Genomic DNA, 12,411 nt, shown 5'->3' on the forward strand with positions numbered 1-12,411 from the left:
CGTACAGGCGGGCCCGGAAAAAAACGAGGCGCCGGGGAGGATGCCCCGACGCCTCGCCATGGGAACCGACCCCGCGCCAGTCCCCACGTAATCTTGTTCCGAGCGGGCCCTACCGCGGGCTCGCTCCCGTCACCGTGAAGTGGTGGGCCACGTCGCGGCCAGAGCCCACCTCCACCGTCACCGGGGCATCCGGCGTGGTGGTCGCGCTGACGGAGGCGGGCGCCTCCAGCTCCACCGTGAAGGTGCCCGGGATGAGGAACTTGAAGACGGCTTCGTAGGTGCCGTCGCCGTCCTCGTCGGTCAGCGCCAGCCGCTCCCGGCTGCCGGCCTCGTTCGTCATCACCGCGTTGAAGTCACCCAGCGTCACCTGACGGTCATCCACCACCGGCAGCGCCACGGTGGCGTCCTTGTCCGCCGTCACGCGGATGCTGCCGGACGCCGTCACCTCGGCGGACTTGATGACCGGGCGCATCACCCACCGGCCCGAGTTGCCCGCCTCCTTGCCGAAGCTCTGGCCCACGTCGAAGTCCACGAGCAGCACCTTCTGCTCACCTTCGATGGTCAGCTTCTCGGAGAACTTCACCTTCAGCCCGGACGCGCCGTAGCTGGGCATGTGCAGCCGCCCGCCCACCTGCGTCTCCGGCGGCAGCCCGAGGTAGTCATCCGACGACGCGAACACCGTGGTGGTGCCGTCCGTGTTCGCCACCTCGATGTAGCCGCCGGTGATGACGAAGCGAAGCTCGGAGTAGTCGCCGTTGGGGACCACGGCGTCGGACACCAGCTCGGACGTGCTGTTGGCGAGCTCCAGCAGGTTCACCGTGGCGGGCGTATCGCGCAGCACCACGCGGCCACCTTCGCCGTCGTTGCCGCCCTGAAGGTAGATTTCCGAAATGGTGACAACGGCGGTGCGGATGTCGTCACCAGGGGCGTCCGTCAGCAGCACCGTGAGCTTGCCCTCGCTTCCACCGCAAGCCATCAGCGGGAGCAGGGCGACGGGGAGCAAGGCCCGCAGGGCCGAGCGCAGGCGCGAACGAAGAGTCATGGTCGGCACGTCCCAGGCAGAGGCCCAGCGGAATGCCGGACCTTTGACCAGGAGAGACCCGGCCTGGGGGAAACCGGCCACGCCGAAGTGGACATGTCGCCGCGGAGGCACGGGGTCAGGCCCCGCGCCCACCTACGCGGAGGCCGTGTCCAGGCCGTGCTTCCGGAGCAGCTTGCGCAGGTAGACGCGGTCGATGCCCGCCTCGCGCGCGGCGCGGGACACGTTGCCCTCGCACCGGTCGATGAGGGCGCGCAGGTAGTCGCGCTCGAAGCCGTCGATGATGCGGTCCTTGGCCTCCTTGAAGGGGAGGTCCAGGGAGATGGGCCGCGTGCTCTCCGGGTCGTCCGAGGGCGGCGGCAACGTGGAGGGGTCCTCGACGGAGGGGGGCAGGTCCGGGAGGTCCGGCAGGGCCTCGTCGCCCAGGTTCACCACGCGGTCCACGACGTTGCGCAGCTCGCGCACGTTGCCCGGCCACGGGTACTGGGCGAGCAGGGCGCGCGTCTGATCCGACAGCGCGCTGGGCGGCCGCCCCATGCGCGTCAGCACCGTGTCCACGAGCAGCGGCACGTCCTCCAGCCGCTCCCGCAGCGGCGGCAGGGCCACGCGCAGCACCGCGAGCCGGTGGAACAGGTCCCCCCGGAAGCGCCCGGCCTGCACCGCGCCCTCCAGGTCCTGGTGGGTGGCCGCCACCACGCGCACGTCCACGGTGCGGTAGTCGTTGGAGCCCACGCGCTTCACCTGCCGGCGCTCCAGTGCCCGCAGGAGGCGCGGCTGGACCTCCAGCGGCAGTTCGCCGACTTCGTCCAGGAAGAGGGTGCCCCCATGGGCGCGCTCGAAGGCGCCCGCGCGGTCGGAGTGGGCCCCGGTGAAGGCGCCCTTCACGTGGCCGAACAGCTCGCTCTCCAGCAGCGCCGGGGCGATGCCCGCCAGGTCGGCGATGACGAAGGGCCCCTTGGCGCGAGGGCTGTGCGTGTGGATGGCCTCCGCGCACAGCTCCTTGCCCGTGCCCGTCTCGCCCTGGATGAGCACGTCCGACTCCCCCGCGGACAGCCGCTCCAGCAGGGTGAAGAGCTCCCGCATGCGGCGGCTGTTGCCCACCAGCGCGCCGAACGCGCTGCGCGCGGACAGGGGCCGCGCCCGGGGACGCTCGCTCTCCGGCACCAGCTTCAGCTCGGTGGTGCCCAGCTTGAGGACCGCGCCCGTGCGCACCTCCAGCTCCTGGAAGCGCATGCCTTCGCAATACGAGCCGTTGCGCGAGCCCGGATCCACGGCGCGCACGCCGCCGTCACCCACCTCCAGGATGAGGTGCTGCCGCGACACCGCCCGGTCCGATAGGAGGATGTCCGCGTCCCGGCCCGAGCCCACGCGGTAACGGCCCGGCATCAGCGGCCAGTCGCGACCGGCGTCCGGGCCCGACAACACCACCAGCCGCGTGCGAACGCGTTGGACGCGCATGGCCGGCAACGCGTCGGTGCGGACCAGCTCGTCGTCCCCTTCCTCGTCTCCCAGACTCGCCACGGCGCGGAAGATATCACAGCCGTCTTGCGGGGTTGGGCTCCGCAATCCCGGGTTATACGGTAAACTTTGAGAGGGGGTATTACCCGCGAATGGCAAGCGCGCCACGAGAACGATTCGGCCGGTACGAACTCCAGGAGCGGGTGGGCCAGGGGGGCATGGCGGAGACCTGGCGCGCGCGGCTGAGGGGGGCGGCGGGCGTCACCAAGCCCGTGCTCATCAAGAAGGTGCTCCCGGAGCACGCCAACGACGAGGCCTTCGTATCCATGTTCATCAGCGAGGCGCGCATCTCCGCCTCGCTGTCGCATGGGGCCATCGCGCAGGTGTTCGACTTCGGGAAGGTGGACGGGCAGTACTTCCTGGCCATGGAGCTGGTGGAGGGCCAGCCGCTCCATCGTGTCCTCAAGCGGGCGCTGCGCTCCGGCTTCCACAGCCTGCCGGTGCCCATCGCCGTCTTCATCGCCATGGAGATGTGCCGCGGCCTGCACTACGCCCACACCCGCGGCGACGAGCGGGGCGAGCCCCTGGGCATCGTCCACCGCGACATCTCCCCCGACAACGTCCTCATCAGCTACGAGGGCCAGGTCAAGATCGTCGACTTTGGCATCGCCAAGGCGCGCTCGCTGCGCGGCTTCAACACCGAGCCCGGCGTCGTGAAGGGCAAGTACCTGTTCTTCTCGCCCGAGCAGGCGCGCGGGGAGGCGGTAGACGCCCGCACGGACGTCTGGGCCACCGGCGTGGTGCTGTTCCAGATGCTCTGCGGCCGGCTGCCCTTGGAGGGGCAGGTCCACGCGGTGCTGAAGCGGCTGAACGACGGCCAGCGGCTGCCGTCGCCACGGCAGGTGCGGCCCGACATCCCGGTGGCGCTGGACGCCATCCTCCAGAAGGCGCTGGCGCTGAACAAGGAGGCGCGCTTCGAGTCCGCGCACGAGCTGGGGGACGCCCTGGCCGGGTTCCTGTACTCGTCCACGCCGCGCTTCTCCCCCATGTCCGTGGCGTACCTGCTGCGGGAGCTGTTCCGCCAGGACCTGGAGGCGCTCGGGATGGACGCCCGGGTGCCGCCGTCCTTCGTCGAAGAGGTGTCCATCTGGCGCGAGGCGCCCCCACTGCCAGCGCCCACGCAGCATGGCGTGCCGGCCCTGGAGGCGCTGGACCTCCGGACCGAGGAGCGCGAGCCGGTGGACGTGGTGGCGCCGGAGCTGGAGGACGCGCCCCCCGCGCCGCGCCCGACCCGGTTGGGCCTGCTCGCCGAGGGCAGCCGCGCCTCGCAGTGGGTGTCCGGCGTCGGGCTGGTGTTGGCCGCGGTGCTCGTGGTGGTGGCGGTGACGTGGGTGGGGGCGGATCTGCGGGCCGCCGCCCTGGAGGCGCCTCGCGAGCCCGGGCCGCCCAGGGCGGTGCGGATGGGGCCGCCCCCCTCGCCACCCGCCGCGCCCGTGGCCGCGTCACCGCGGCCCGAGCCGGCGTCACCTGGCCGTGACATGGCCAGCGAGGACGATGAAGAGGTGGCGGGAAACGACGGCCTGTCGGACGGCGAGGCGCGGGCGGCGGCCGGGCGTGGCAGCGCGACGCGGACGTCCGCGGGCGCGCGGGGCGTGAAGGCCGTCCCGGTGAGCGGCACGGGCGCCCGGGGGCAGCCGCGGCCAGCCCAGGGGGCGCTGCTGGGGGAGGCGGGGCTCGCCCAGGCCCAGTCCCTGGTGCCGGCGCCGTCCGGGCCGGCGCAGCGGGTGCTCACCGCCGGCCGTGCCCACCAGCGCGCGGGGAACCACCCGGCCGCGCTGAGCTCCGCCCGGGAGTGTGCCCGGCTCGAGCCGGGCAACGCGGAGTGCTACCTGCTGATGGGCGCGGTGGAGGTCAAGCTCGGGCGGATGGAGGCGGGGGCCCGGAGCTATCACCGCTTCCTGGAGCTGGCGCCCTCGGACCACCCGCTCGCGAGCACCGTCCTGCGCATCCTGCAGGAGTACGAAACGCGATAGGTCGTCCGGAATTCGACGCGACACGTCATCCCGCGACGTGCCGGGGGCTTGGAAAAGCAAGGGGGCCTCCCGTAGAAGGAGGCTCGCATGACGCACCTCCGCCTCCCTCGACTGCTGACCATCCCCGCGCTGCTGACCGCCGCCGCGTGTGGTGAGTCCGACTCCATCCCTGTACGGACCTGCGACGTGACGTTGACCTACGCACCGCGGCAGTCCGTCGCGGACGCCGTGCAGGTTTCGGGGGAATGGAACAACTTCGCGTCCAGACCCCAGCTCATGACCGACCGCGGCGACGGCGTCTACACGCTGCGCCTGGAGGGCCTGGAGCCACGCGACTACGGCTACCGCTTCGTCGTGGGTGACAAGGAGCAGCTCGACCCGGAGAACCCGTACTCGCGCTGGGTGCGCGCGGAGGAGTATTCGCGCCTCACCGTCCCGGATTGCCGTCAGCCGGCGCTGGAGCTGAACCGCTTCACGGCGACGCCCGAGGGGGCGCTGGAGGTGGACGTCTCCTACCTGGACGGCACCGACCGGGCGGGGCCCGCGGGTGAGGGCCTGGTGCTGACGCTGGATGGCACGCCCCGGCCGGAGGCCTACGATGCCGCCACGGGCCGCTTCCGCCTGCAGGTGACGGGGCTGGAGCAGGGCAAGCACCACGTGAAGGTGGTGGCCCGGGACAGCCAGGGCCGCGAGGCGGAGCCGCTCTACCTGCCGTTCTGGGTGGAGCCGGAGCGCTTCCGCTGGGAGTCGGGCCTGATGTACTTCGCGTTCACCGACCGCTTCCACAACGCGAAGCCGGAGAACGACGGCCCGGTGGCGGACGTGGACCCCATCGCCAACTACCTGGGCGGTGACTTCGCGGGCATCACCCAGAAGATTGAAGAGGGCTACTTCGACGCACTGGGCGTGCGCACGCTCTGGATTTCGCCGGTGGACCAGAACCCGGAGGGGCGCTTCATCGGCACCGGCGGCAAGTACTACACGGGCTACCACGGCTACTGGCCGTCGAAGCCGCGGCAGACGCAGCACCGCTTCGGCTCGCTCGCGGAGCTGCGCGCCCTCACCGCCGCCGCGCACAAGCGGGGCATGCGCGTCATCGCCGACCTGGTGCTCAACCACGTCCACCAGGAGCACCCCTACTGGACCACGTACGGGCAGGAGGGCTGGTTCAACACCGCCGCGAGCTGCGTGTGCGGCACCCAGGACTGCGACTGGGAGGCCCAGCGCCTCATCTGCAAGTTCACGGACTACCTGCCGGACTTCAACTGGCGCTCCACGGACTTCGTGGACCAGTTCGCCGCGGACACGCTGTGGTGGCTGGAGCAGGCCGACTTCGACGGCTTCCGCCTGGACGCGGTGAAGCACATGGAGCAGGTGGCCGGGCGCACCATCCGCGGGAAGCTGAAGGAGATCACCGCGCGGACGGGCACCGAGTTCTACCTGGTGGGCGAGACGTTCGTCGGCGCGGACGGCCGGTCGCAGATCGCCCGCTACATCAGCCCGCGGGAGCTGGATGGCCAGTTCGACTTCCCGCTGTACTGGCCGCTGCGCGAGGCCTTCGCGGACGGCCAGGGCCTGCAGCGCGTGGACGACGCGGTGCGCGCCAACGAGGTCTTCTACGCGCCGGGGACGCTCAACTCGCCGTTCCTGGGCAACCACGACGTGGCGCGCTTCATCTCCCAGGCCGCCGGCCAGCTCCAGGGCGACGGGAGCGACCCCTTCGGCCCCAACCGCCCGTCCACGGTGGTGACGGACGCCACGGCCTTCGAGAAGATGAAGTACGGCTTCGGCTTCGTGCTGACCCAGCCGGGCGTGCCCCTGGTGTACTACGGCGACGAGGTCGGCCTGCCGGGCGCGGGGGATCCGGACAACCGCCGCCTCATGCGCTTCGGTGACACGCTGACGCCGCTGGAGCGGGAGCTGCTCGGCTTCGTCCAGAAGCTGGGGCAGGCGCGCATCGCGCACGAGGCGCTGCAGACGGGCGCCCGGCGGACCCTGCGCGTGGAGAGCGACCTCTACGTGTTCCAGCGCGACCTGCCGGACGGGCGGGGGGCGGTGGTGGCCATCAACCGCGGCGCGGTGGAGCGCTCGCTGGTGGTGGAGCTGATGGGGGGCCTGGCCGCGAGCACCGACACCTACGCGGACATCTTCACCGGGCAGACGCTGCAGCTCGCCGGCACGGAGACCGTCCTGGTCGTCCCGCCGCGCGGCGTCGCCGTCTACGTGCCCCAGCCGGAGTAACGGGAAGCGGGGATGCGCCGGTGGAGGGGGGGGCCGTCCCCTTCCGCCGGTCCATCCCGCTCAGGACTGCGGCGCTGCCTGCTCACTCCTGCCGTGCTTGTAGAAGAGCACGAGGGTGTAGCAGTGGAATTCGTTGTCGGACGACTGACACACGACCCGGTCCACAATCTCCAGGTCGGAGTTGCTCTTCAGCCACCGGGTGACGTTCTCACCCAGCTCCTCGCGCTCCTTCGCCTTGGTGGCGGAGAAGACCTTCACGCCCGTGAACATCGCCTGCCACTCCTTGTGCGGTGCTGATTCAGGACAATAGGAGGTTATCGCACGCGTCATTCCGGGGTGTCAAAAACCCGGCTTCCCCGTGGTGACGACGTTGATCGTCTCCGCCCGGGGGTTTGCAGCCTCTGTCGCATGCCTATGTTGCTCGGGTCGCACCTGAAGGCGTGGGGCGCTCGTGGCAGGGGGCCGCGAGTGGCGGCGGAGTGGGGAAGGGGGAAGGCCCGTGGACATGAAGACCAAGAAGGACCTGGCCGTAGACTTCATCAACACCATCCGGACGATGGAGCCCTCCGCGCTGAATGCGCTCATCGTCAAGGAGGCGGGTGAAGAGCTGGCCCAGTTCTTCCTCAACTACAGTGCGAATCTCATCTCCAAGGACCCGTCCCGGGTGCTGGAGAACACCTCCTCGCTGATGCTGATGGGCTACCTCATCCGCACCTACGAGGAGAAGAACACCCAGGCCGCCCAGGGCGCCTTCCAGTCCTACGCGTTCGCCTGAGTCGCAGGCAGGGCGTTGCAGGCTCGACAGGGCTCGGGGGGGCCTGTTAGGGAGCAGCGCTCATGCTCATCGACCTGCACGCCCATTCCCACCTGTCCAAGGGTTGCGAGCTGGACCCTCGCGCCGTGCTGGAGCGGGCCGCCTTGTTCGGCCTGGACGGGGTGGCCTTCACCGAGACGAACACCCAGGATGGCTGCGACGAGCTCTTCGAGATTGGCGCGAAGTCCAAGCTGAAGGTCTTCGTCGGGCTGGAGCTGGTGACGGACCGCGGGCAGTACCTGTGCTTCTTCCCGAAGCCGGAGCTGGCCCCGGAGCCGGTGCAGATGTGGGGCAGCAACCGCGAGAAGCCGTGGAGCGCCGCCGAGTGCCTGCCGAAGGTGAAGGCCCTGGGCGCCGCCATCGTCGCCGCGCGGCCGTATGACAGGGATTCGCAGCACCCGGCCATGGACTTCATCCGCTCGCTCAGCGTGTTGAGCGCCGTGGAGGGCTACAACGCCCGGGTGAAGCAGACGTCCAATGACCTGGCCGTGGAGGCCGCGGCCGCCATGAAGCTGCCCTGCGTGGGCGGCAGCGACGCCCGCGGCTCGCTCGACGAGGTCGGCCGGGGCGCCACGCTCTTCAAGCAGCCCGTGCAGACGCAGGCCGAGCTGGTGGCCGAGCTGCTGAAGGGGGACTTCTGGCCGGTGATGGCCGGCGACCTCCCGCGCCTGACGCGCCCGGGCGAGGCCCAGGCGTCTCGCAAGTCGGGCGGGGGCGGCGGCCGCGGTGGTGGCAAGCGCCGCCGCCGTTAGCCGCCCAGCTCAGGGGATGACCTGCGCGCCGCCTTCTTCCGCGCGCGCGAGCCGTCCGTCGGTGAGGAAGACGCGGCGGCGGGCGCCCGGGTAGGTCCACGCCTCGTGCTTCGAGGTGCCCTCCAGGGAGCGCCGCACCGTCTCCGGCGGGCCCCAGGACATGCGCACCGCGTCCGCGGACATGTTCGCCACCAGCTTCTTCTCGCGGATGGCCTCCTGCACCGCGGGCGGCAGGGCGTCCAGCGTGGGCTTCAAGTCCCGCGCGGACAGGTACTTCTCCAGCTCGGTGCGGAAGGCCTCCGGGCGGTCCAGGTTGGGCGGCAGCACCAGGATGAGCGGCGGCGCGGACTCCGGCGCGCCCGCCTCCTGGAGGTACACCCAGGGCCAGGCGCGCGGGCTGTAGAGGACGCGCTCGGTGATGACCCACGAGGTGGGGAACTCCACGCGGGTGATGCGCAGCTTCGTCCCCGCGGGGAGGACGCGCTCCACGGCGCCGGGGTTGATGGGGTGGCCCTTCGTGTCGTCGAGCAGCTGGACGTCCTCGGGCGCGTAGGGCGTCAGCAGGCGCTTGGAGGCGTCACCGAACAGCGGCGTGACGTTGCTGGAGACGCGGAGGTACTGCTCCGCCTCCGGGCCGGTGAGGGCGTGGTTCAGGGACGTGCGCGCCTCGGGCGGCATGCGCGTCTGCGACGCACAGCCGGCGCCCAGGGCGGCCAGCAGGGACAGGGAGAGGGTTCGGAACGAGGCGAGCGACATGGCACCTCCGCGGGGAACAGGGCGCGGCAGGTGTCCTGATTAGCTCACCGGGCGGGCTGCGTCAGCGCTGATGGCGCCAGCGCCTCGCGCTTGCCGCCGCGACAGCCGCGCTGGGGCGGGCAGACGGGGCCGCGGCCATGCGGGTCGGCGACGAGCAGGAAACGGCCGAGCCCGCGGGTGTCCGTCAGCTCCGGGTGGCCGCACAGCGCGCAGTGACGGGGAGGACGCTTGGAGGGGGGGAAGGGCACGGGGCGTGAGTGTGCGCCGCTCCCATGCCCGGAGCGAATTTTCGGCGGGACCGCCCCCCCGGCGGGCCTACTTCTTGTCGCTCGCGGCCGCCGCGGCGGGGGCCGGCGCCGGCGTGCTGGGCGCGCTGCTGGCCGACGTGGACGCGCTCGACGAAGAGGAGGCGCCGCTGCTGCTCGATGACGAGCTGCTTCCGCCGTCCTTCTTGGTGGAGCTGTACAGGTCGGAGTACCAGCCGCCGCCCTTGAGGACGAAGCTCGAGCGGCTGACGACCTTCTGCATCGACCCCTCGGCGCCGCACGCGCCGCACGTGGCGGGGGCGGGGTCGGAGATCTTCTGCAGCACGTCGATCATCTTTCCACAGCTCTGGCAGGAGTACTCGTAGATGGGCATGGTTCTCAGTGCCTCGTCAGGGGGTTGTTTCAGCGGGAGCTGGCCAGGAGCTGCTTGCGCAGGCCCTCCGCCAGTCCCAGGCGCTCGAAGGCGCGGAAGACGAGCTCGGCGGGGGCGCCGTGCTTGCGGGCGACGGCATCCGCCAGGCCGTGCAGGTCCTCGGCGTCGGGCAGGGCCTCACCGACCAGCCGCTCCAGTTCCTTGCGGAGCGCGTCGGCGAACTTCCGCTGGATGCCCAGGTCGGCCAGGTACTTCTCGCGGCCGAGCAGGTCCAGCCGGTGCGTCAGGTGGGGCGTGGCCAGGGCCTCGCGGCGGAAGCGCTCGCGCAGGGCCTCCACCTCCTCCGTCAGCGACAGCACGGAGACCAGCCGCTGCAGCTCCGGGGGGCTGAGCCCCAGGGCCCAGCCCACGCGGCCGGAGGCGCCCCGTTGGGTGGTGTAGCCGTCCAGCACCTGACGGCGCTCCTTCTCCACCAGCGCGTCCATCAGCGCGTGGTCGCGGAGCACGTTCTCCAGGTCCACCAGCGTCAGCTCGCCCCGGGCGCCGTTGAAGCGCTGGGACAGGGCGCGCAGCAGCGCGAAGCGGTGGTCGGCGGACTCCAGGGCGGCCTCCAGCGTGGGCTTTCCGGACAGGCGCGTCAGCTCCATGAAGGACGCGCGCGGCGCCTCCACGCGGGTGAAGCGGCCCCGGGGGCGCGGCAGGTCCCTGCGTGAGAAGGCGGGCTCCTCGGCGAGGTCGGCGGGCGAGCCCACGGCGTCCTCCGCCGGGGCGCGCTTGCGCGGCGCGATGCGCTCCTTGACGGTGGCCTCCAGGTCCTCCTTCGCCCGGGCCTTCTTGCCAGGGGCGGCGTCCGGGGCGGGCGGCGGCGGGGCGAAGGTGAGCGGGGCTTCCGCGGGCGCCGGGGCGGGCGGCGGCGTCTTCTGATCGCGCACGTGGGCCAGCTCGCGGGCGACCTCGTAGAAGCCGCAGGCCTGCCGCTGGGCGGCCACGGAGGCCTGCGTCCCGCTCAGGATGTCGATGACCGCGAAGGGCCCCAGGGGGGAGGCCTCGGGTTCGGCGTCCGTCAGCGCGCGGACGCGGAAGTCATCCGCCTCCGCCAGGAGGGCCAGTGCCTCGCGGACCTCGGGTGCCGGGGCGGGGGCCTTCGCGCGCCGGCAGAAGTCCGAGACGGCAACCGCCACGGGGGTGGGGACGTCATCGGGCTGCCGTCTTCTCTGCCAGGGACTGTTCATGAATGTCGCGGAAAAATGCTCGTTTACGAGGGCGGATGCCTCTATCTTCGCCCACAGACGGGTGTCAATGAGCCAGTCCGATTCCAATCTAAACAGCCTACGGCGAGTGCAAGTCGCGAGGACGAGCGGGCAGGTGGGGAGGCGCTCCCACGGGCCGCACGCCGGGCGTTGCGGGGAGGAAGGGACGGGAGTATCAGGCCCGCCGCGTCCGGAGGCCAACACATGCCGGTGACGTTTTCTTCGCCGGAGGGGCGGCGTTGGTGGGAAATGGCCGGGTCGCGGCGGCACGTCGGATTGGTTACAACAAGAGCGGAGGGCGGGGCAGCGGCGGGCCTCTACCCAGTGGCGCCGGAGACGCGGCGCGGACCCGCGGCGACTTTGAAGGATTTCACATGAGCAACAGCCACCACCACCACCACGACGCCCAGGACAAGGATGAGGTGCTCGCCCGCTACATGGCCCAGCACGGCCTGAAGAGCACGCGTCAGCGCAGCCTCATCATCGACACGTTCTTCGAGGTGGGGGGCCATCTGTCGGTGGAGGAGCTGTGGAACAAGGTGCGTGAACAGGACACCAAGGTGTCCGTCGCCACCGTGTACCGGACCATGAAGCTGCTCAGTGAGTGCGGGCTGGCCCACGCGCGCAACTTCGGGGACGGGCAGACGCGCTACGAGGCGGCCGCCGGGCGCGACCACCACGACCACCTGGTGTGTACGCGCTGCGGCACCATCATCGAGTTCGAGAACGAGCGCATCGAGGCGCTCCAGGACGCGGTGGCCCGCAAGCACGGCTTCAAGGTGACGTCGCACAAGATGGAGCTGTACGGCCTGTGCCGTGACTGTCAGCGGGCCGGGCCGCCCGCCTCGGAGGCCTGAGCGTCATGACCCGCGCGCTGCGAGGGGCCGCTGTCGTGGCGCTGGTGGCGCTGGCGGGTTGCCGCGGCACCCGTCCGGTGGACGCGGGCCCCGCCTTCCTGAACGCGCTGGCCCTGCCGTCCGTGGGGCCCACGCCGCATGACGTGCGCGCGCTGGGCGGCAAGGTGGTGCTCGTCTCGTTCTTCGCCACGTGGTGTTTTCCCTGTCTGGCGGAGATGCCCACGCTGGAGGCGCTCCAGAAGGACTACGGCTCGCGGGGCTTCCAGGTGGTGGCGGTGGGCATGGACCTGGAAGGGGAGAAGGTCCTGGCGCCCTTCGCGGACCACTACGCGCTGCGCTACCCGGTGCTGGTGGCCGACACGGCGATGATCGAGGGCCACAGCGCGTTCGGCGTCATCCAGGGGCTGCCCACCACGGTGCTGTTGGACCGCCGGGGACGCGCGGTGGCCGGCTGGCACGGGGTGGAGTCCCACGCCGACATGGCCAAGGCCGTGGAGAAGCTGCTGGCCCAGCCCGAGTAGCTCCGCGGCGTTGCTACAGGCCTGGAGCGGAAATCTTGCGAGGCAGGGGGC

The 12,411-nt window shown here is 71.3% G+C and carries 13 protein-coding genes; 6 read left to right on the forward strand and 7 right to left on the reverse strand.

The genetic code is table 11. The features are described 5' to 3' along the window. Positions 1 to 109 precede the first annotated feature (109 nt). Together MYMAC_RS18315 and MYMAC_RS18320 are read right to left on the reverse strand one after the other, a co-directional pair. The gene (locus MYMAC_RS18315; protein WP_095959011.1) at positions 110 to 1,042 is read right to left on the reverse strand and encodes a DUF4382 domain-containing protein; all 933 of its coding nucleotides are present in this window, start codon (positions 1,040 to 1,042) and stop codon (positions 110 to 112) included. Positions 1,043 to 1,174: 132 nt separating this feature from the next. Beyond that, positions 1,175 to 2,560: a sigma 54-interacting transcriptional regulator gene (locus MYMAC_RS18320; protein ID WP_095959012.1), complete on the reverse strand. Its 1,386-nt coding sequence runs from the start codon at positions 2,558 to 2,560 to the stop codon at positions 1,175 to 1,177. An 89-nt stretch (positions 2,561 to 2,649) separates the two neighbouring features. On the opposite strand from MYMAC_RS18320, the gene MYMAC_RS18325 reads away from it, so the two are divergent. Together MYMAC_RS18325 and MYMAC_RS18330 are read left to right on the forward strand one after the other, a co-directional pair. Next, positions 2,650 to 4,530: a serine/threonine-protein kinase gene (locus MYMAC_RS18325; protein ID WP_095959013.1), complete on the forward strand. Its 1,881-nt coding sequence runs from the start codon at positions 2,650 to 2,652 to the stop codon at positions 4,528 to 4,530. Positions 4,531 to 4,617: 87 nt separating this feature from the next. Then, positions 4,618 to 6,771: an alpha-amylase family glycosyl hydrolase gene (locus MYMAC_RS18330; protein WP_095959014.1), complete on the forward strand. Its 2,154-nt coding sequence runs from the start codon at positions 4,618 to 4,620 to the stop codon at positions 6,769 to 6,771. A gap of 60 nt (positions 6,772 to 6,831) precedes the next feature. Here MYMAC_RS18330 and MYMAC_RS18335 read toward each other — a convergent pair whose 3' ends face one another. Then, entirely contained in the window at positions 6,832 to 7,041 is a 210-nt protein-coding gene (locus MYMAC_RS18335; protein WP_013940324.1) for a hypothetical protein, read from the reverse strand. A 229-nt stretch (positions 7,042 to 7,270) separates the two neighbouring features. Between MYMAC_RS18335 and MYMAC_RS18340 the strand changes: the two genes are divergently transcribed. Then, positions 7,271 to 7,546, forward strand: coding sequence for a hypothetical protein (locus tag MYMAC_RS18340; protein ID WP_013940325.1), 276 nt, complete (start codon positions 7,271 to 7,273; stop codon positions 7,544 to 7,546). Between the two features lie 62 nt (positions 7,547 to 7,608). Further along, positions 7,609 to 8,337: a PHP-associated domain-containing protein gene (locus tag MYMAC_RS18345; protein WP_013940326.1), complete on the forward strand. Its 729-nt coding sequence runs from the start codon at positions 7,609 to 7,611 to the stop codon at positions 8,335 to 8,337. Positions 8,338 to 8,346: 9 nt separating this feature from the next. On the opposite strand, the gene MYMAC_RS18350 is transcribed toward MYMAC_RS18345, so the two are convergent. The 4 genes from MYMAC_RS18350 to MYMAC_RS18360 form a co-directional block, all read right to left on the reverse strand. Beyond that, positions 8,347 to 9,093 (reverse strand): hypothetical protein, encoded by a 747-nt coding sequence (locus MYMAC_RS18350; RefSeq protein ID WP_095959015.1) that lies wholly within the window; start codon positions 9,091 to 9,093, stop codon positions 8,347 to 8,349. 44 nt (positions 9,094 to 9,137) lie between these two features. Next, positions 9,138 to 9,341: a hypothetical protein gene (locus tag MYMAC_RS36880; protein ID WP_157757514.1), complete on the reverse strand. Its 204-nt coding sequence runs from the start codon at positions 9,339 to 9,341 to the stop codon at positions 9,138 to 9,140. A 67-nt stretch (positions 9,342 to 9,408) separates the two neighbouring features. After that, positions 9,409 to 9,732 (reverse strand): FmdB family zinc ribbon protein, encoded by a 324-nt coding sequence (locus MYMAC_RS18355; protein WP_013940328.1) that lies wholly within the window; start codon positions 9,730 to 9,732, stop codon positions 9,409 to 9,411. 29 nt (positions 9,733 to 9,761) lie between these two features. After that, positions 9,762 to 10,913, reverse strand: a complete 1,152-nt coding sequence (locus MYMAC_RS18360; protein ID WP_095959016.1) for a hypothetical protein — start codon at positions 10,911 to 10,913, stop codon at positions 9,762 to 9,764. 443 nt (positions 10,914 to 11,356) lie between these two features. Between MYMAC_RS18360 and MYMAC_RS18365 the strand changes: the two genes are divergently transcribed. Beyond that, positions 11,357 to 11,839: a Fur family transcriptional regulator gene (locus tag MYMAC_RS18365; protein WP_204817709.1), complete on the forward strand. Its 483-nt coding sequence runs from the start codon at positions 11,357 to 11,359 to the stop codon at positions 11,837 to 11,839. Between the two features lie 5 nt (positions 11,840 to 11,844). Continuing rightward, entirely contained in the window at positions 11,845 to 12,360 is a 516-nt protein-coding gene (locus MYMAC_RS18370; RefSeq protein WP_013940331.1) for a TlpA family protein disulfide reductase, read from the forward strand. The last annotated feature ends 51 nt before the right edge of the window (positions 12,361 to 12,411 follow it).

Origin of the sequence: Corallococcus macrosporus DSM 14697 (assembly GCF_002305895.1) — a bacterium.
GTDB classification, from domain to species: domain Bacteria; phylum Myxococcota; class Myxococcia; order Myxococcales; family Myxococcaceae; genus Myxococcus; species Myxococcus macrosporus.